The 19,741-nt window shown below is 69.5% G+C and carries 10 protein-coding genes; 3 read left to right on the top strand and 7 right to left on the bottom strand.

Features of this window, described 5'->3' with window-relative positions:
• Nucleotides 1–48 precede the first annotated feature (48 nt).
• The 3 genes from RUR_RS02715 to RUR_RS02705 form a co-directional block, all read right to left on the bottom strand.
• Entirely contained in the window at nt 49–1,521 is a 1,473-nt protein-coding gene (locus RUR_RS02715) for a glycosyl hydrolase family 18 protein (protein WP_283133232.1), read from the bottom strand.
• A gap of 513 nt (nt 1,522–2,034) precedes the next feature.
• Complete coding sequence (locus tag RUR_RS02710) at nt 2,035–3,255, bottom strand: DUF4032 domain-containing protein (RefSeq protein ID WP_283133231.1); 1,221 nt, start codon at nt 3,253–3,255, stop codon at nt 2,035–2,037.
• Between the two features lie 74 nt (nt 3,256–3,329).
• A complete protein-coding gene (locus RUR_RS02705) occupies nt 3,330–4,613 on the bottom strand; it encodes an ABC transporter ATP-binding protein (RefSeq protein WP_283133230.1) in 1,284 nt (427 codons plus the stop codon).
• 555 nt (nt 4,614–5,168) lie between these two features.
• Between RUR_RS02705 and RUR_RS02700 the strand changes: the two genes are divergently transcribed.
• Nucleotides 5,169–6,344: a sensor histidine kinase gene (locus RUR_RS02700; protein ID WP_283133229.1), complete on the top strand. Its 1,176-nt coding sequence runs from the start codon at nt 5,169–5,171 to the stop codon at nt 6,342–6,344.
• 107 nt (nt 6,345–6,451) lie between these two features.
• Here RUR_RS02700 and RUR_RS02695 read toward each other — a convergent pair whose 3' ends face one another.
• From RUR_RS02695 to RUR_RS02680, 4 genes are all read right to left on the bottom strand, one after another.
• Nucleotides 6,452–7,447: a hypothetical protein gene (locus RUR_RS02695; RefSeq protein WP_283133228.1), complete on the bottom strand. Its 996-nt coding sequence runs from the start codon at nt 7,445–7,447 to the stop codon at nt 6,452–6,454.
• Between the two features lie 335 nt (nt 7,448–7,782).
• Nucleotides 7,783–14,622, bottom strand: coding sequence for a hypothetical protein (locus RUR_RS02690; RefSeq protein WP_283133227.1), 6,840 nt, complete (start codon nt 14,620–14,622; stop codon nt 7,783–7,785).
• A gap of 120 nt (nt 14,623–14,742) precedes the next feature.
• The gene (locus RUR_RS02685; RefSeq protein WP_283133226.1) at nt 14,743–16,878 is read right to left on the bottom strand and encodes a CHAT domain-containing protein; all 2,136 of its coding nucleotides are present in this window, start codon (nt 16,876–16,878) and stop codon (nt 14,743–14,745) included.
• Nucleotides 16,879–17,083: 205 nt separating this feature from the next.
• Nucleotides 17,084–18,373 carry a hypothetical protein gene (locus tag RUR_RS02680; RefSeq protein WP_283133225.1) on the bottom strand — a complete coding sequence of 430 codons (1,290 nt, stop codon included), beginning with the start codon at nt 18,371–18,373 and terminating at the stop codon, nt 17,084–17,086.
• A 212-nt stretch (nt 18,374–18,585) separates the two neighbouring features.
• On the opposite strand from RUR_RS02680, the gene RUR_RS02675 reads away from it, so the two are divergent.
• Entirely contained in the window at nt 18,586–19,374 is a 789-nt protein-coding gene (locus RUR_RS02675) for a LytR/AlgR family response regulator transcription factor (RefSeq protein ID WP_283133224.1), read from the top strand.
• On the top strand, nt 19,371–19,730 hold the full coding sequence (locus tag RUR_RS02670) for a hypothetical protein (RefSeq protein ID WP_283133223.1): 360 nt from the start codon (nt 19,371–19,373) through the stop codon (nt 19,728–19,730). Before RUR_RS02675 ends, RUR_RS02670 begins: the two co-directional genes overlap by 4 nt.
• Nucleotides 19,731–19,741 lie beyond the last annotated feature (11 nt).

The raw sequence follows: 19,741 nt of genomic DNA, 5'->3' as shown, positions 1-19,741 counted from the left end.
CGGGGGAGGGCCACCCCCGGGTACCGGGAGTGGCCCTTGATCAGCCGACTAGCGGCCTTGGATGGCCTTGACGTTGTTGCCGAAGGTCCAGTTCCGTGACCCGTCCCAGTTGATGGACCAGGTCATCAGACCCTTGAGCTGGCCGCTGAAGCTGTTCCACGCCTGGGTCACCTGGGGCGGCGGCATGTAGCCGCCCCCGGCGCCGGGCTGGGCGGGCAGACCCGGGACCTGCTTGTCATAGGGAACCCGGATCGTGGTGCCCTGGATGACCAGGCCGTTGTTGAGGCACGTGGTCTGGGCGACGAAGCCCTGCACCGTGCCCGCCTGGTAGGTGTCGCCGGTGCAGCCGTACATGCTGCCGTTGTAGTACTGCATGTTCAGCCACCACAGCCGCCCGTTGTCGGCGTACTTCTTGATGATCGGGAGATAGGCGCCCCAGATCGAGCCGTAGACGATGCTGCCGCCGGTGACGTACGCCGTCTCCGGGGCCATGGTGAGGCCGAAGCCGGCGGGCATCTGGGCGAGCACGCCGTCGATGATCCGGATCAGGTTGGCCTGGGACGGCGACAGCTGGTTGATGTTCCCGCTGCCGGTGAGCCCGGTCTCGATGTCGATGTCGATGCCGTCGAAGTTGTACCGCTTGAGGATCGGGACGACGGTGGCGACGAAGCGGTCGGCGACGGCGCTGGAGCTGAGGTCGATCCCGGCGGTGGCCCCGCCGATGGACATCAGGATCGTCAGGCCGGCCGCCTTGGCCTCGCACATCTCGGCCGGGGTGGCGACCTTGACGGTTCTGTCCATGCCGTCCTCCCACAGCACGGTGCCGTCGGAGAGGATGACGGGGAACGCCGCGTTGATCACGTTGTAGCCGTGGTCCCGGATTCGCCGGTCGGTGATCGGGGTCCAGCCGAACGGCGGGTGCACCCCGTTCGAGGCGCCGTCCCAGTTCTCCCAGTAGCCGTGCAGGACCTTACCCGCCGGCCGTGGCTTCAGGGGGCAGGTCGCCTCGGTCGGGGACGGCGAGGGGGAGACCGTGTCGGTGATCGTGGGGTCGGGGTCGGGCGGGGTGCCGGGGCCGTCGAAGTTGACGTCGTCGGCGTGGTAGGTGCCCTGCCCGTACCAGCCGTGCAGGTAGACCTCGGCCCTGGTCTGGCTCGCCGAGGTGGTGAAGTTGACGGTGAGCTGGGAGTACGCCGACGTGGAGGTGGTCCAGCGGAACGCGCCGCCGGTCACGCCGAGGTGGACGTAGCTCCCGCGGACCCAGGCGGTCAGCGTGTAGTTGCTGTTCGGCTGCACGGCCACCGACTGGACGCACTTGGCGGTGTCGGAGCCGCTCGTCGCTCCGGCGAGCGCCCTGGTGCCGGAGCGGACGGGGGTGGAGACCACCGAGCCCAGCCCGCCCGAGCAGGTCCAGGGGGAGAGCACCCCGGTCTCGAATCCGGGGTTGGCCAGGAGGTTGGCCGCGTGGGCCGAGGATTGGGCGATCAGTACGCCGAAGGTCGCCAGCAGTAACGCGACCACTGGCGCGAGCAAGGGAAATGTTCGCTTCATGGGGGGTCGACCCTTCTGTCGCCCTGACCGGGGACGGTCGTCGGGCATTGACGGCGCGGTATGGGGTGTCACACCGCGATATGGGGCTCGCGAACAACAGGACGATCGAATTATCTTTGACGAATTCGGTCAATGTCTATGTCGGGCTTCATTCCTGCACGTCAGTGGCCGAATCCCCTCATATCCACTGTTTGCCGGTAGGGATGGCGATCGCCATGAGCGGCCTCGGATCGGGTGGGGAATTTCACCGATCGCCCCAGTTCTCGGGGTTCTTATGGGAATGGGCCAGATATTTGAAATCCACTTCGATTTCTTGGCGACTTCGCCTATCCGGTTGGGGATTGTGTCGCCCTTAGCGGCCCGGCCGTACGGCGACGGTGTGCCCTACCCGCCTTCGGCGCGACGGCGTGCGGCGGCCGTACCGGATCCCGGTCTTGAACCAAACGGCCGGCTGGTGGAGAGCCGGCCGTACCGGAGCCGTGGTCAGGCTTCGAGCTCCGGGGCGAGGAGGGACCGCTCATCCGGTTTGTGGATGAGGACGCGGTCGATGTACGAACGGGTGGCCTTCTCCAGGCCGATGTCGGTGCCCGCGGCCTCGGACTGGAACCAGCGGTGGTCGAGGATCTCGTGGAAGAGCTGGGCCGGCTCCAGTTTGCCGCGGAGCGGAGGCGGCACCGCCTGCACGGTCGGCTGGAAGACCTCGGCGAGCCAGCGGTGGGCGACGATCTCCTCGTTCTCGTGCCGGAGCCGGTTCGCCGCGCGGTAGGCGTCCAGCTCGTTGAGGAGCCGGCGGGCCTGGTTCTCCTCGACGTCGAGCCCGGTGAGCCGGAGCAGCCGCCGCTGGTGGTGCCCGGCGTCGACGACCTTGGGCCGGACCAGCAGCCGCCCGGTGCCCACCTTGCGCCGGATGAGCATCTCGGCGACGTCGAAGCCGAGGTCGTTGAGGCGCCGGATCCGCGCGTCGATCTGATGCCATTCGAGCTCGTCGACGACGTCGGCCTGGGTGAGCTCGGCCCAGAGGGCGTGGTAGCGGCGGCAGATCTCCTCGGCGGTCTCCATCGGGTCGACCGAGGGGTGCAGGAGCTCCCCGGCCTGCAGGTCGAGGAGCTCGCCGAAGATGTTGACGTGCGCCACGTCGATGTCGTGGGCCCGCTGCCCCTCGCTGATGAGGGGGTGGAGCTCCCCGGTCTCGGCGTCGACCAGGTAGGCGGCGAAGGCGCCGGCGTCCCGGCGGAAGAGGGTGTTGGAGAGCGAGCAGTCCCCCCAGTAGAAACCGGCGAGGTGCAGGCGGACCAGCAGGACGGCGAGCGCGTCGAGCAGCCGGGTCATCGTGTCGGGGCGGAGCGTGCCGGAGAAGACCGCGCGGTAGGGCAGGGAGAACTGCAGGTGCTCGGTGATGAGCGCCGAGTCCAGCGGTTCGCCGGAGGCGTCGGTCCGTCCGGTGACGACGGCGACGGCCTCGACCGCGGGCACGTCGTGGCGGCTCAGGTCGCGCAGCATCCGGTACTCGTGCCGGGCGAGGCGCTCGCCCACCTCCTTGATCGCGTAAATCCGGCCGGAGATCCGGGCGAAGCGCACGACGTGCCGGGAGATGCCCCGGGGAAGGGGGACGAGCCGGTTCTCCGGCCACTCCTCAAGCGGGACTTCCCAGGGCAGCTGAAGGAGGGCGTGGTCACCGGGGGCTCCGGTCATCTGCAGCGGCACGGCGACTCCTGAGGGTGTCCGATCCGGCTGCCGAGAATATCGGGATAGTCGGTGATGTGTGGAATGCCGGGCTGTCAGCGCTTCGGGGGGTCGACCCGCTGTCCGTCCTCACCGAAGAGGAGCAGCCGCGACATGTCCAGGGTGACCTGGACGTCCTGTCCCGGGCTCCACATCTGCCGGGATCCGAGCCGGACGAAGAGGTCGGCCCGCCGGTGCGAGCCCGAGTGCGACGGCGGGGAAACGGGGTCCGGCGGGGCGGCGGGCGTCGGGGTCAGGCGGGAGAAGAGCTTGCGGATCTGCTTGCCCGCGCCGCCGGAGCCGTTCTGCGCCGGGCGGACGAAGCGCTGCTGGGGCTCGGGTACGGCGGCCGCGGGCATCCCCGCGTCCACGTACGCCATCCACTCGTGACCGTGGTACTCCAGGGTCCGCACCCGGCCGGAGAAGATCGGGCCGTGCACCGGGCCCCCGGTGACCGGCTGGAGCCCGTCCGGCCTGATCCCCACGATGATCGGCCGCCCGTGGTGCTGGGAGAGGACGTACGCGCGGGGATCGCTCCAGGGAATCATGATCTTGTGGCTGCCGAAGTCGAGCTCGATGTGCGCGTTCTGCGGCGTCCGCACCACGGCGGAGAGCAGGTTGAGCTGCTGGGAGCTGAGGAACGCGGCCACGAACGCGGTGGCCGGGTCGTTGTACACCTGGGTGGGGGTGCCGACGTCCTGCAGCGTTCCGTTGTTCATGATGGCGATCCGGTCGGCGAGCGTGAGCGCCTCGACCTGGTCGTGCGTGACGTAGATCGTGGTCACCTCAAGCGAGCGGACCAGCGCGGCGATCTCCATCCGCAGCTCGGTCCGCATCCCGGCGTCGAGGTTGGACAGCGGCTCGTCCATGAGGAACAGCGACGGCTCGCGCACGATCGCCCGGCCCATCGCCACCCGCTGCCGCTGGCCGCCCGACAACGTGTTGGGGAGCCGGTCCAGCGTCTCGTGGATGCCGAGCGCGCGGGCCATCTCGCCGACCCGGTTGCGGATCCCGGTCGGTTCGTGCCCGGCGATCTCCAGGGGGAAGGCGATGTTCTTGCGCACCGAGCGGTGCGGGTAGAGCGCACCGCTCTGGAACACCATCGCCACGTCCCGGTCGCGGGGCGGGATGTCGTTGGCGACCCGGCCGCCGAGCCGGAGTTCGCCCGAGGTGATCTCCTCGAGCCCGGCGATCATCCGCAGGAGGGTCGACTTGCCGCACCCCGACGGCCCGAGGAGCACGAGCAGTTCGCCGTCTCCAGCCCGCAGGCTCAGTCGGTCGACGGCCAGGTGTCCGCCCGGGTAGATCTTGGTCACGTTGTCGAGGACGACCGTGCTCATTCTTCGCTCACCGCCCGCTTACTTGCATCGCCGTGTGTCGTCCCCTAGTCGATTGTCCCGCCTTTCCACACGGAATGGGTAGGACATTCAGGCCGATTCACAACAAGTGAATTAGTCATGTAGTACATCGTGATTAGCCATTCCTTGTCCAGGGTTGCCCTAGCACTGGGAATGTTCGACGTATATGAGTCAATTTCCGTAAAGAAAACGTGTGAAGAATCTCTGTGCCGTTCGGTGGAACGAATTTCCCGGGAACCGGGTCCTTGCTGGTCAGCGCGGTCCGCGGGACATCGTGGCGCCCCGGTGTGCGGGTGCCGTCCTCCCGTTCGCAGAGGTTACCCGGGTGGGGCACTCGATGACCATGGCGGCCGACGGCCGTGCTGTATCCGTGATGTCCCGGCTCCACTAAAGCGACACTCCAGTCAAATTGATCTTCAGAGGGTTTGACCCGGCCGAGTGGAACGGCGTGATATACCGCCGGGGGCGGGCAGGGCCGCTCCGAAAGATTGTCCGAGGCGGATGCCGGCCGGTACGGGGGCCGTTAGCGTGTGCCCCATGGAAGCCGTGGTCGCGGTGCTCATCATCGCCGTGCTCGCCGGGGTTCCGGCCGTCGTCCTCTGGCGGGTCCTGCGCGGCCATCGGGATCTGGGCAGCCCGGCCGACCGGGCGACCTTCGAGACCCTGCACACCGCCTCGCTCGCCGCCCAGCACCTGCGGGCCGGACTCACCGAGCAGGGGGCGCAGCGGGCGGCCGGGCATCTGCGGGTCCTGCTCGGCTCCACCGCGCTCGCCGTCACCGACGGGGAACGCCTGCTCGCCTGGGACGGGGCCGGCGAACACCACGCCCCGGTCGCGGTGGAGCACGCCGCGCAGACCATGGCGGGCGGGCGGACCCAGGTCCTCGCCGACCTCTGCGACGACCCCTCCTGCCAGGTCGGATACGCGGTCGTCGTCCCCCTCACCACCGAGAGCCGGGTCGTCGGCACCCTCGCCGCGTACGGAACCCACGCCTCCGCAGCCCTGGTCCGGGCCGCACGGGAGGTCGCGAGCTGGGTCGACTCCCAGCTGGAGCTGGCCGAACTCGACCGGTCCCGCACGTTGCTGATGGAAGCCGAGGTACGGGCGCTGCGGGCACAGATCTCTCCGCACTTCATCTACAACTCGCTGACCACGATCGCCTCGTTTGTCCGTACCGACCCGGAACGCGCCCGGGAACTCCTCCTGGAATTCGCCGACTTCACGCGCTATTCGTTCCGTAAACACGGACATTTCACGACACTTGCCGAAGAACTTCGCTCCATCGACCATTATCTCGTGCTGGAGCGCGCCCGTTTCGGCGACCAGCTCCAGGTCACCCTGCGCATCGCCCCCGAGGTCCTCGCGGTCGCCGTACCGTTCCTCTGTCTCCAGCCGCTCGTGGAGAACGGCGTCCGGCACGGCTTGGAGGACAAATCAGGCACGGGGCGGATCTCCATCCTCGCCGAGGACGCCGGCTCGGACTGTCTGATCAGCGTCGAGGACGACGGCGTCGGCATGGACCCCGAACGACTCCGCCGGGTCCTGGCCGGAATCGACCTGCCCGGCGCCGGCATCGGCCTGGCCAACGTCGACGAACGCCTCCGCCAGGTCTACGGCGACGAGTACGGGCTCGTCGTGGAGACCGCCCTCGGCGCCGGCACCAAGGTCAGCATGCGCGTCCCCAAATACCGCCCCGGCATCACCGCTTCCTGAATTTGCGTAAGTCGCATAGATCTTTGCGCCTTACGTAAGCCTCTCAACGACCCTCGCTTGTTGTGCTGAGCGACGACTTGGATGCAGAACGGCGTTCCCGGGTCGGGTCAGAAGGCGAGGAGGTCGGCGAGGCGGAGGTCGTGCAGGTCCGGGTCGTCGGGGGAGGGGAGCCGGGTGGCGGCGATCTCTTCCAGGGACGGCATCTCGTGGCCGGTCGCGCCTTCGGTCTTCAGGGCGTCCAGCTCGGTGGCGACGGCCTTCGCCAGGCGTTTGCGGTCCACCGGTGTGAGGTCGGGGGAGTTGAGGATCAGCACGATCGCGCTGTTCCGGTGGTCGTGGAACCGCTCCCACGATTGGTAGACCGCCTCCTCCTGTGCCCGGTCCAGCAGCGCCTTCAGCTCCGGGGAACGCCAGTCGTCGCGGTCGGCGCGGCACTCCACCCGCAGCACCAGATAGTCGACCCCGGTCATCGGTTCCCCGCCCGCGAGCAGCCGACCCCCTTCGATCGAGAGCGGACCAGGTGGCTGCGGAGCCTTCAGCACCACCAGATGCCCGGAACGTACCGGGTTGCCCCCGCCCCCGGCCGAGACCATCGTCCAATCCACCCCGAGCAGCGGCTGGTCACCGGTGGCTTCCAGCACGATGTCCAGCGCCTCGGACACCTTCCCGGCGATCCCCGCCGCCGTACTCAACGGCGAGCCGACCAGTCCGGCCAGCCGGGTGGCGACGATCAACGCCGAGCTGAGCGGCCCCCGGCTCGTCGCCTGGTACAGCACCGCCTGCAGAGTCACCGTCCCCCCGTTGAACGGCAGCAGCGGGGTGAGCGGCTCGTCCAGCCGGACCCCTGCCGCACTCAGCACCGGCCTGCTCGCCCGGGTGAACGTCGACGGCTCGGCGCCCAGGAAGTTCAACCTCACCCCACCGTGCAACGCCGGATAGTGGTCGTTCCCCCAGGTCCGCGCATCGGCAAGGAATCCTTCCGCCAGGAAAACCCGAAGATATCCCTCGTACGGCGCCAGCGGCTCACTCCCCGCCTCCGGCAGGAACTCCACATGCACATGCTCGGCCTGCGCGTGAAACCAGCTGCTGACCCGCTGCCACATCGGAGTCTCCTCGGGGTCGGGAACCGCGTGATCGTTGTGGTGTGTGACCGCCGGTGGGTGCGTACACGACAACGATCATCGTGGATTCCGGGCGGCGGTGTGGTCAGAACGACCTGCTTTGGCGTGAGTGGGATGCGGTACGGACTTAGGTCGGGGTTTGGGGTCGGCGGGGTCGGGGATCGCGTGATCGTTGTGGTGTGTGACCGCCGGTGGGTGCGTACACGACAACGATCATCGTGGATTCCGGGCGGCGGCGTGGTCAGCCGAATACGGCGTAGGGAGCCAGCGGAGCTGTACGGATATCGCGGATTGCGGCAAGACCGGCGGCTGATCGATCAGTAGTCCAAGCCAATGGTGCGCGAGCGGGTTCCGAGGGGGAAGTGTGAGGTGGTTCTGAGGAGAAGGAGCACGTCATAGGCGTTGGTGTCGGTGCCACCGAGATCGGTCGTAGCGTTTTCGATCAGGGTTCGCACCATGGCCTGGGTGCGGAGCAGGCGATTGGGGCGGGGTGCTCGGCGCTCGGCGACGGCGTGCCGGTAGACGAGTAGGGCCGCCTTCACACCGAGCCGGTCGGGCAGCGGGGGGATGACGATGACCGCGCCCGCGCCGTACTCCATGAGATTCCGGGCGAAGCCGATGAACCCGGCGCGTTGTTCGTCCAGACGCTGGGGTGGGCCGTCGACGGGCTGCGCCTGGAGGATGATCAACGCCTGACGCTGTGGCTCCAACTCCCGTGCGCTGACCAGCTCGTTCATTCTGGCCTTGGAACCCGACCCGGTCTCCAGGTCGACGCGGAGCCGCCAGCCCGCCGACGTGTTGACCGGTGTGGCGATGAGGTGTGCGGCACGCCAACGTGGCGGGCCCAGCGTCGTGAAGTCGATGTGGGTGGACGTGATCCGTTCGCGGGTCGGCTCGTCCGACCGTCGCCGGAGCGGCCAGATCGAAGGCCAGATCCCGCCGTGGAGCGGGTGGCCTCGGTCCTGGGTGTCGCGGAAGACACCGGGCGCCCAGGGAACGTCTTTGTGGTCGTTGAGCGCACTCAGCCAGATCTCCCAGGGCTGTCCCTCCTGGTCTGGGGGTAGCCGAAGCCGGACCGTCCGGACGGCGGGAACCTCGGCAGGCAGGCGACCGGCGGCCTGTAGGTCGCCAAGTGTGGACTCGGCCAGAAACCGTGGCGACATGCGCAGACGTGAGACGAGGAAACGCACCAGCCTCGTCGACGCAGCCCGGAGAGGTGACATCGTCTCGTCGAGCGGTGACGGCAGCGGTGGCAGCAGTCGGGCCAGCCGACCGGACCAGTCAGGGCCCCATTCCGAGGCGCCACCCCGGCTCGCGAAGACCAGCGACACCTGGCTGCTCGTATGGCGGTGCACCTCGACCGTCACGGCGCGGGTGAACCTCGCCAGGATACGGCTCCAGATCGGGGAGTGGACCAGGAGGTAGCCGCCGGGAACAGCGCCGGCGAGCAGCGCGATCCACGTGAGATACCAGCTCGGGCCGATGCCGACGGATTCGCCGTCGGTGGAGACCTCGGTGGTGGTCAGAGGTCCCACCGTGAGGAGCAGCACTGTGCTGGCGAGCGCGATCCCGAGAGCCAAACCGGTGAGGCACCACGCGATGACCCGAGGGCTGAAGAGGCCACGGATCCAGTTGGCGATGATTCGGAGGTCACTCGGGGAGTCATCTCTCACCTGGTTTCCCGTGGACCTACCGACCGGGGGACCGAAGTCCACCGCAGGGCTGCTGAAACGGGTTTCCCCGATGGGCGGACGGGAGTCGAAGGGCCATTCGAACCCGCCGGTCACCGTCTCCCTTGGTGGGCCTGGCTGATCCGCCGGAGTGGCAGGAGGATGCCGGATCTCTGATCGTGGCTGTGGGCTCCCTGACTCCACGGTCGGGTTTCCGACCGGTGGGCGGGCTTGGGGCCTCCGGTCGCTGCGGGAAGGTATGGTTCCCGACTCAGCGGATGGGAACCGCCACGTGGTCGCGTACGGATCGTGTTGGCTGATGGGGATCCCCGGCGATACCGCTGAACCGGCATTGGAGGAGCCCTCTCGATGCTCGGCCTTCACGGTCGACCACGTGTCGGCCCTCAGTTCGGGTGAAAGATCGCCCTCGATGACCTGCAGGGGGTCATGGATCAGCCCCCTGAGCTTTGCGGCACGCTCTTGCCAACCTGATCCGTCGGGGAACGTCGCGTCGTCGGCATACCGGGAGTACTGAACGAGCCGGGATGCGGCGAGCTGGGAAGAGCCCCCCGGACGGCTGATTCGCATGGCGATCAGTCCGGAGAGGATTCCGGCCTGAAGCTCGGACGTCCGGTCCTGTGCCTGCTTCAGCAGGGGAATCGCCTCGTTCAGCATTCGCAGGGCCCGGAACAGGTGGCGAAGCATGTCGGCGTCCGCTCGATCCAGCAATTCTCTGCCTTGGCCACCGGGAGTGCCGTCTCGCAACGGGTTCGGGCCTGGACGGAACGGGTTCCACTGCAGGGCGATGGCGTCGAGGGAGCGGGCTGCTTCAAGGTTCGGTCCCTCGGACGAGAGGACGAAACCGCGTGGGATCGCGTGGTCTCCGGTGTCCAGCTCAAGAAGCTCCGCTACAAGTTCGGCTGTGAGCTCGGCTGGAATTCCCGGCTCAGGGGAGACCGGGGGTAGCCAGAGGGTCTCCAGGAGCGATGCGGAATCCTGGCAACGCCACCAGCCGCTCCAGCTCCCCGCCTCCTCAGGTGATTCGGGTCGATCCCCTTTGACAAGGGTGAGTGCGAGCCAGGCTTCGGCGCGGACCATCGGTGTCCCGGTGGTGGCGAGCGACCTCGCTTCGGGGAAGAGAGCGAGGTTTCGTTCCCGGCGGCAGAGCCGAAGGAGCGCGAGCTGGCACTGCTCCACCGTGGTCGGGTCGTCTCCGGCGGCCACGGCCTCCTCGATCCGGCGGGTCAGCAGGTCTGCGGCGCGCTGGGGGTTTCCGGCGAGGTGCCATGCTTCCGCGAGTTCGACGACCAGCGGCCGGATCCATTGGGACAACCAGGTCGCCGACCCCCGGTCGAGTGGATGACGATCGGCTTGTTCCACCCGGCGTAGCTCCTCAGCGGACACCGCTTGATGGCCTTTGTCGACGCGGAGTCGCAGGGAGTGGAGCAGTGGCGTTTGCGCTGAGGCGCCGGGCTCACCTGGCGCTGGAAACAGAATGGGAGCGAACTCGGGGGTCGGTGTTCCCGACACCAGGGAGACGAACAGCTGCGTCGTCTGCGAGCGGCTGATGAACGGCCGGGAGGGTCGCCAATCCGCCCACTTTGTCGAGGGGAGGTCGATCAACGAGAGCTTCGCGGCGTCGTCGGCGAGTTTCGCGGCCTCCATGTGGTCCCCGTGCTGGAGTGCGGCTATCGATCGCTGTGTCAGCACCGTGATCGTCATGTCGTCGAGGTCGGACCGCCAGAGGCGGATCTCCTCGTCCTCGCCGGTGGTGGCGAGCCAGGTGGCGTCGGGAGCGATGGCGATCACGTCGATGGGGTTGTGGTGTCCGCTGAGGGTGGCTTTGGAGGCACCGCTGGGGAACCAGAGGCGGGCCGCCTGGTCCTTGTGGCTCGTGGCGAGCCAGGTGCCGTCGGGTGAGATGGCGAGTTTGTGGACCCGTACGGGGAGGGTGGTTCTCAGCGTGCCGTCGCTCTCCCAGAGTCGCGCGGTACGGTCGGGGCCGGTGGTGGCGAGCCAGGTGCCGTCGGGGGCGATGGCGATCCCGGTGACCCGGCCGCTTTCGAGGACGGCTCGGGGGCTGCCGTCGCTGTTCCAGAGGCGGGTGAGGTTGTCCTCGCCGGTGACGGCCAGCCAGGTGCCGTCGGGGGCGACCGCGCCTCTTTTGAGGCGTCCGAGGAAGGTCGTCCGTAATCTGCCGCTGTTCTCGTAGAGGCGGACGGTGAGTTCGTCGGAGGTGGCGAGCCAGCTTCCGTCGGGTGAGATGACGACTCTCCGCAGCCACCTGTCGTGACCGGCGAGCGTGGCTCGCGCGGTACCGTCCGCGTTCCACAGGTGGACGGTGGTCTCGTCGCCGGTGGCCAGCCAGGTTCCGTCCGGGGCGATGGCGATCTTCTTGACCGGCCCGGTGTGGTGGGTGACCACCTGCCTGAGGCTCCCGTCCGAACCGAACAGCCGGACCTCTCCCTGGTTGTCGGTGGTGGCGAGCCAGGTGGAGTCCGGGGCAATGGCGATCTTGATGATCTGCCCGGAAGAACCTTGGAGGGTGGCACCCCGGCTCCCGTCGCCGAGCCAGAGCCGAACGTTCCGGCCGTCGGTGGTGGCGAGCCAGCCGCCGTCGGGGGCGATGGCGAGCCTGGTGATGGGTTCCTCTTGGCTGAGTGCGGCCCGATGACTGCCGTCGATGTTCCAGAGGTGGGTGACGCGCCGCATACCGGTGGCGGCGAGCCACGTGGAGTCCGGGGCGACGGCGATTCTTTCGATGCCGCGTGTTTGATGTCTGAGGAGAAGGCCGCTTGGCTGACGGGAGGTCGGCCTGGAGATCCCCTCGGTTCTCCGCCGTCGTTCCAGGAGGGTGGCCAACGCCTCTTCGGGGAGCCGCCGCCCGTCGCCGTGGGAGATCCAGCCGTCGACCGCCGCCACGATCGACCCGGCGGGCGCCGCACCGCGTGCCACGATCTCCACCAGGTGCTCGTCAAGGGGGACATCCTCGCCTGCGGCCGCCCGGCCGAGGAACGCCCGGTCGGCGAGGGCCGTCGCCTCCACCGGATCGGGGTGGCGGGAGGCGTGCCGAGCCACCTCCTGCCAGACCTGGAGAACCCCGGCGGCTTCGGTGTGGATCCGCGCGGCGGCCTGCGTGGCGAGGATCGCCGCCAGGATCGAGTGCGTCTGCGATCCCGAGTCCGTGGCCTGCGAAGCCGAGTCGGCCTCGGGGGCCGGAAGTGATTCGTCGTCAACGCCGGCCTGGGGAGTGACGTGAAACAGAGGTATCTCCGGCCCCGTCCGCGCGGCGAAATCACGGTGGTGTTCCCCGGGTGGGGCCGAATCAGCCGGGCCGGCGCCGGCCGTCCCCTCCGGGTGTGCCTGCCCTGAGGCAGGTCCTACAGCTGGGGCGGCGGGGAGGTGCGAAGCCGAGGGTTCCCGTTCGGCCGGTGCGGTGTTCGCGGGGCCGGGTGCGCGCTGTTGTTCTTCGGCGGCGGCCCGTACGGCGATGTGTGCGGCCCAGGCCCAGGCGTCTTCGGCGATGATCCGCTCTTCCAGGCGTTTCCAGAAGGTTCCGGCTGTTTCGACGGGGAGGAGTCGGACGGCGGTGACGACGGTCGCGGTCGGCACGTCGCGGAGCATGCGGGTGCCGTCGATCACTTGGACGGCGTCTTCGCCGAGCAGGGCCGGGTTGAGGGGGAAGCGGTCGGGGTCGGCGCGGGTGAAGGCGCGGAGCCGGGTACCGAGGTTTTCGTCGAGTTCGATGACGCGGGGCCGGCCGTCCGTACGCAGTTCGACGACTCTGACCCATTCCTGGGTGGCGAGGCCGTCGAAGACGTGGTCGGGGTCGAGCCGGAGGCGTCTCAAAGCGGGCGCGATGAGGTTCCGGTCGAACCGGCCGAGTTCGGCGGCGACGGCGAGGGAGCGGGTGAGCTGCGGGTCGTCGAGCCGGGCGACGATCCGGCGTTCGATGTAGGGGTCGCGGGGCGCGTTCCGGAGCGCGTCCGGGTCGAGGTCGGGTTCGCTGAGCGCCCATTCGGTGTAGGCGGCGAGTTCGAACGGGTTGTGGAGTTCGCCGTCCCGGGACCGGTCGAGGAGCGCGGGCCGGAGTGCGGGGGTGGGCGCCCGCGCGGTCAGGTAGTCGTGGGCTTCCTCGGCGGTGAAGCCGCCGAAGGGGACGACCCGCAGGTACGGCCGGGGGCGCAGCAGCGGCCCGGCGGAGTCGCCCGGGTCGGAGGTGGGGACGAGACGGCGGCGTCCCGCGAACACGACTCTGAGTGAAGGCACCAGCTCGTGCAGCGTTTCCAGGATGTGGAACGTCTTGTCGATCGCCGGGGCGTCCGCGCCGACCGGGTAGAGCTTGGCCAGTTCCTCACAGGTGTCCAGGACCAGTGTGACCGGCGGGGGTAGCGCGCTGACGAAACGGGCGAAGCCCGCGATCATCTCATAGGTGAGTGAACCGATCCGGTCGGTCAGGTGCTCGGCGCGGGACAGTTCTTCGTGGAGGTGGTCGACGGTGTCGGTGAAACGGAGATAGCTGTGCTCCATACTCCGGGTCGTCCCGAAGCCCAGGAGCTCTTCGGCGAGGGCGAGCAGCATCTCGCCGGGCCGCTCGTCCGGGTAGCGGGGGTCCATGTGGTCGAAGTCGATCCGGGCCACCGGGAACGGGGCGAGCCCGCGCTCCCGGGCGTAGGCACCGGAGGAGAGGTGCCGGACGACCATCGTCTTGCCCGCGCCGCCGCCACCGAGCAGATGAAGCGCCCATCTGTTCGATGATGGCGCCGTCGTCGGCTGCGGGGTGTGGATGAAATCCGAGGATTCTCCGGGGATCCCCACGCGGATCACGGGAAACAGCTCGTTCAGGGCGCGCCGCGCCGTCGCGCGGGGCAGGTAGTGCCGCAGGAACCGGGCGTCCTCGGCTTCGCGCATCGCCCGGTTGACCCGCCACTGGGCCCGGCGGGCGGCCGAGGGCAGCGGCCCCCGGAGGACGTCGCCGAGCATCCTGGCCACCGCGACCTGTCTCGCCGCCTCGGGGATCCGGCCCGACTCGATGAGCGGGGTGACCGCTTTGAGGAGGCTCGCCCCCGACTGGTCACTGAGATGGACGTTGACCGCGTGGCGCCAGTTCGCCAGGTCGGGTTGCGCTTTGGCCCGCCGATACATGTCCAGCAGCGTGGTGTTCACGGTGTGCGGGTGCGCCGTGAGCCGGATGAACTCCCCGATCTCGGTGCGCATCGAGGTGTGCACCCAGAACGAGGTGTCCTCCTCGCCGTCCGGGGTGAGGATCGGGCTGGTCTCCACCAGTTCGCCGTCGACGAGACGGCGGAGCAGATCGGGAAGGTCGCCGGGGGCGGTGAGTTCGAAGTGGCGGGCGAGCGCCGTCGTCCACTCGGGCAGGAGGACGAGCCGGATCAGCGTCTCCAGGGGGAATCCGCTGAACAGCCTGGTCCTTCTGACGCGCGCACGCAGCTCCAGCTCGGCGTCGAGGTCGAGGCGTGAGTTCATCGGCGTCACCCCGTGACCTGGGTGGCGGCGAGCCGGGACCGGCGCGAGCCCCGGTCCTTGTGCTGCGCGTGATGCCCTCGGCTCATGTCGTGCTGTTCCCGGCTGTGCGGTCCGACACCCTTACTGTCCAAGGTTGTGCTCCCCAGGCCTGCGCTGTCCAGAGGTGTCCTGCCCTAGACCGTGGCGTTTCGCATAGAGACGCCAGGCCGCCTCGTCGTCGTGGAGCAGGATGTCCCTGTTGTCGACGAGGAGTTCGACCAGGTCGTAGAGCTTGGTGAGGACGTGGCCGGGGTGGCCGCCGACCCGTTTGCGGATGTGGTTGCGGAAGATGTCGAGTTCGTAGCCCGGGCGGAGCCAGTAGGCGTTCCGGTAGCGGGGTTTTGTGTGCCAGGCGTGCAGCAGGATCCACTGGTAGCCGAGGGTTGCCTCGTCGTCGGAGAGCGGTTCGAAGGACACCTGCCGGAACCAGTCTTTTCCCGCGTGCTCCTCCTGGTAGGCGTGGAGCGGTGTGGCTTGCAGGAGCGCGGCGGTGGCGATGAGCGGAGCGGGCCGCTCAGGGGTGCCGAGGCCGTTGGGGGTGACGAGGTCGAGCAGGCCCGGGTTCCGCTCGGTCCAGCCGAGGGCGCCGTGCCAGAGGTGGAGCCCTTCAGCGAGGACGACGGCCTGGGTGTGCGGGCCGAACGGCTTGCCCAGCTGCTCTTCGGCGGCCTGCGCCAGCCGTACGAGGTCCTCGGCGAGCGGGTCCTGCACATCGATCTGGGTGAGAGTGGTTTCGGATCCCCCGAACTCTGCGACGGCTTGTTTGAGTCCCTGCCACACGCTCGCGGCGGGCGGTCTGCCGAGGCGGAGTTCCCGATTCACGGTGCGGGGTGGTTCGGGGGGCAGTCCCAGCCGTTGCGCAGTGATGATCATGGTGGTGAGGAGCTTGGCGACGACCTGGCGTAGGTTCTGCGGCGCGTTGCCTTCGTTGTACGGCGCGAGCAGCAGCGGCAGATGCCCGCGCTGGAGCAGACGGTATCCGATTTCACGAAGCAGCCGGGTGCTCCCCAGCTTGGCGAAGTCACTGCCGGTCGTCGCGGCCAGAAAGCCGATCCCACCTCTTGGCCCGGCGAGCTCGTCCACCGTTTCGAAGATCTGTAGTCGCCCGATGTAGACGGGGGCCTGCAGCAGGTCGAGCTGTTTGGCCTTCTCCCGGAGTGCCTGCGCGTGGGAGGGGTCGACGGTCCGGAACGCGGGTGGGACGGCCTCGGCGGCGAAGAGCGTGGGCATCGCCCAGTAGAGGCCGGTGGCCGGGTCGACCTGGGTGGGCAGCGCGGCGCGGCGGGCGTGTGCCACCGCTTCGGCGACCGCGTCCCCGGTGAGCAGGGCGCCGAGGAACCTCCGGGAGAACAGCCGGCAGGTGTGCTCGCCGATCTCCCCGGCCATCGCGGCGACGAAGGAGACTCCGCTGTCGATCAGGTGCTCGGCGAGGGAGGCCGTGCGGTCCGGGCCGCCCGTCGTCACGGTGTCGCCGGTGCGGCCGGAGGCGGCGGTCCCGCTGTGGCAGACGCTGAGCAGCACCGCGACCGGGGTACGCGTCCCCGAGGTGATCGCGCGGGCGAGCTGGTTCCCGCTGACCGTCTCGCCGCCCAGCCTGATCCAGGTCTGGTCGTCGTCGTCGAGTTCGCCGTGGGCGACGAGATGGATCAGGTCGGGCATGAACGCCTCGCATACCTCCCGCAGTTGGTGAAGGTTGACGCCTGGGGCGATCCGGGTGGCGGCCAGGCCCTGCGACTCGCATTCGCGGAGCAGCCCGAGGAACATCGCGCCGGGCCGGATCGCCGGATCGGTGACGTCGCTTCCGGTGGCGAAGAGCACCCGGGGCGTCCGCACGATGGTCTGCGGCGGCTCCGCCCGTCCGGTGACGATCCGGGTGACCGCGACCAGGCACTCCGGCTGGGCGATCAGCGGCCGCCCGTCCAGGTGCATCGCCTCCCAGGCGAGCCGCCGCACCGGGCCGTGCAGCTTGAGGGCGATCTCCACCCCTTTGGCGGCCGATACGGCCGGGAGCGTGACGATCTTCTCCCAGACCGGGCCGAGCAGTGCCCGGAACAGTGTGTTGCCGTACTCCCGCACATCCTCAATCTCCCCGCCTCCCGAAAAATCCCCTATGTCGGGAAGAGTCAGCGGGTACGGCTCCGCAAGCGGTTCCTCCGTATGGGTCACCAGAACCCGCCGGAGCTCATCCAGGGTGACCAGCACCCGAGGTGGGTTCACCGGCCACCCGCCAAGGGTTTCCCGAGTCCGGTACGGGCTGCGCCGTCGGCTGAGCCCTGGGCTCGCTCGTCGCGGCTCATGAGCGGGTCGCCGGGGGTGGGCCGAGGCGGGAGCCGCGCCGGGAAACCGCCATGTGGCCGTACCGGACATGACGAACACCTGGAGGCCGACTCCGTTCGCACCTGCTTCGGCACCGGAGGCGGGGTCATCGCAGGCCGGCCAGGAGGCGGGCGGTGAGGGATTCGGCGACGCGGGTGATCTCGGGCCGGGCGGGGGCCGCGCCGAGGGTGCGTTCGGGGCCGCAGGCGGCGAGGTTGTCGAGCAGGCCGCGGTGGACGCGGCGCCGGGTCGGCTCGTCCACGGGGCCGGTGGCGGCGCCGACCCCGGCGGCGATCAGCACCCGGGCGGCCGACGCGTCCTTCAGGCCGCTGGGGAAGGCCAGGCCGCCGGTGAGGCGGCGGGTCCACTTCTCGCCGCGTCCGCCGGGGGAGAACCACTCGGGGGCGAGGCCGCTGAGCTCGCGCAGCGACGTGGGGCCGACCCGGGCGGACTCGACGCGCAGGTCGAGGAGGGCGCGGGCGGCGGCGGGCACCGCGTCCAGGTGGCGGGCGAGGCCGGGTACGCCGCGCGCCCGGTCGAGCCCGGGGACGGGGACGGCGACGTCGATCCCGGCGGCGCGGACGAGTTCGGCGAGCAGGGCCAGGCGGACGACGGGCGGCGGATACGGGCCGGGGCGGTACGGCGGAGTGAACAGGGCGGAGTCGCCGGCGTGCTCCAGTTCCTCGATGATCCAGGCGGCGGCGGGGCCGGTCATCAGCACCGAGTAGGCGTCGGCGAAGGCTTCGGCGGCCCACGCCCGCCACATCTCGTCCCCGGTGGTTCGGGCCAAGGCTTCGCGAGTGGCGGCGCGGAGCCCGGGGTCGAGGTCGCCGTGCAGGTGGTGGCCGGTCTCGTGGGCGGCGACCACCAGCCACCAGCCTTCCTGCGCCGACCATTCGGGGAGGCAGACCAGGGGGATCGGCAGGCTCCGGGTGAGTTCGGCGACGGTCGAGTCGGCGGGGCCGCGGAGCTGGGCGGGGACGGCCTCGCGGGAGGTGGAGTAGGCGTCGAAGCGGGGTTCGACGTAGGGGAGGGGACCGCCGGGCGGGGTACGGCGGAGCCGGGTGAAGGGCTCGTGCCAGCAGCTGAGCACGATCTGGTCGGCCGCGGCGAGGACGTCGCCGAGGGCGGGGTCCTTCCGCTGGTCGTATTTGTCGGTGTACCAGGTGAAAAGGTGCCGTACGGTCCGCAGGCCGGCGTCGAGGCGGCGGCACCGCTCGTAGGCGTCTCCCGAACCGGTGATCGACGCCGCGCCGTCGTAGGCCTCGCCGAGGCCGCGCAGCATCTCCCCGACGACCCCCTCCAATAGCGTGAACTGCGCACCAAACCGCGAAAAGTCCGGATTTATCCGAGCGGTGGCGAACCAGTCGTCGATGTGGTGCCTGAGCAGCGACATCGTCGTCCGGGAACGCGCTACTCGCCGATGAACGCGGTCACTGGGCACGGTAAGGAAGATATGTCGACACCCGTGGGCAGGTGTACGGAGTCGACGCAGTTGTAACTCCGCCGTTGCATTCAGCCGCGGCATTCATCGGTTTTCGCTGTTGACTTCAATTTTCCGGTTGCGCCAGGCTCAAGGGAATCGACGGGCGGAACCGAAGGGGAGCAGTGGCCGGACTACGCGTTCTCGCGGTCGACGACGAGCAGCCAGCCCTCGACGACCTCGCCTACCTGCTCCGGGCCGACCCCCGCGTGGCCGACGTGGGGCTCGCCCGCGACGGGGAGGGCGCGCTCAAACTCGTCGACCGGGCCCTCGCCGAGGGGCGCCCCATCGACGCCGTCTTCCTCGACATCCACATGCGCGGCCTGGACGGAGTCGTCCTCGGCCGCCTGCTGACCCGGTTCGCCCAGCCGCCGCGGATCGTCTTCGTCACCGCCTACGAGGGGCACGCCGTCGACGCCTTCGAGATCAAGGCGGAGGACTACCTGCTCAAGCCGGTACGGCCGGAGCGGCTGGCCGAGGCGATCCGCCGGGTCGCGGGCGGGCGGGGAGCCGCCGACGGGCCCGCCCCGCCTGAGGCCTCCGGAGGATCCCCGGGCACGATCCCGGTGGAACTCGCCGGGGTCACCCGTTTCGTCCAGGTGGCCGACGTCTGGTACGTGGAGGCCCAGGGGGACTACGCCCGGCTGCACACCGCGACCGGGAGCCACCTGGTCCGGATCCCCCTGGCGGCGCTGGAGGAGCGCTGGTCGGGGGCGGGGTTCGTCCGGGTGCACCGCAGCCACCTGGTGGCGCTCCGGTACATCGACGAGCTGCGGATCGACTCGGGCCGGTGCACGGTCACCGTCGCCGGGATCGAGATCCCGGTGAGCCGCCGGCACACCCGGGAGCTGCGCGACCTGCTGGTACGGCGGGCGCGGCGCGGCCGGGACGGCGTGGCCGGGGAGGCCCGGTGAAGCGGCGGGTGACGGTGACCGGCCCGCGCCGGAGCGCCGCGGCGCGGCCGAGGTACCCGGCGACGCTGGAGATCGACGAGCAGACCCGGCTGGGCGAGGTCTACATGCGCTCGCTGATCCGATCGCAGCTCCGGCTGGCCGTCTCGGTCTGTACGGTGACCGGGTGCGTGATCGGCGGGCTTCCCCTCCTGTTCCTGGTCTTCCCCGTGCTGCGCGGGCTCGACGTGCTCGGCATCCCGTTCGCCTGGCTCATCCTGGCCGGGCTGATCTATCCGGCGTTCGTGGTGTGCGCCTGGTGGTACGTCCGGCAGGCCGAGCGCGCCGAACGGGACTTCGCCGAGCTGGTCGAGCGCTGACCCGCTGACGC

The organism is Rhizohabitans arisaemae, assembly GCF_025996515.1.
GTDB lineage: Bacteria > Actinomycetota > Actinomycetes > Streptosporangiales > Streptosporangiaceae > Rhizohabitans > Rhizohabitans arisaemae.
The sequence above is the reverse complement of the archived record's forward strand: the minus strand, read 5'-3'. Positions and strand labels throughout refer to the sequence as shown.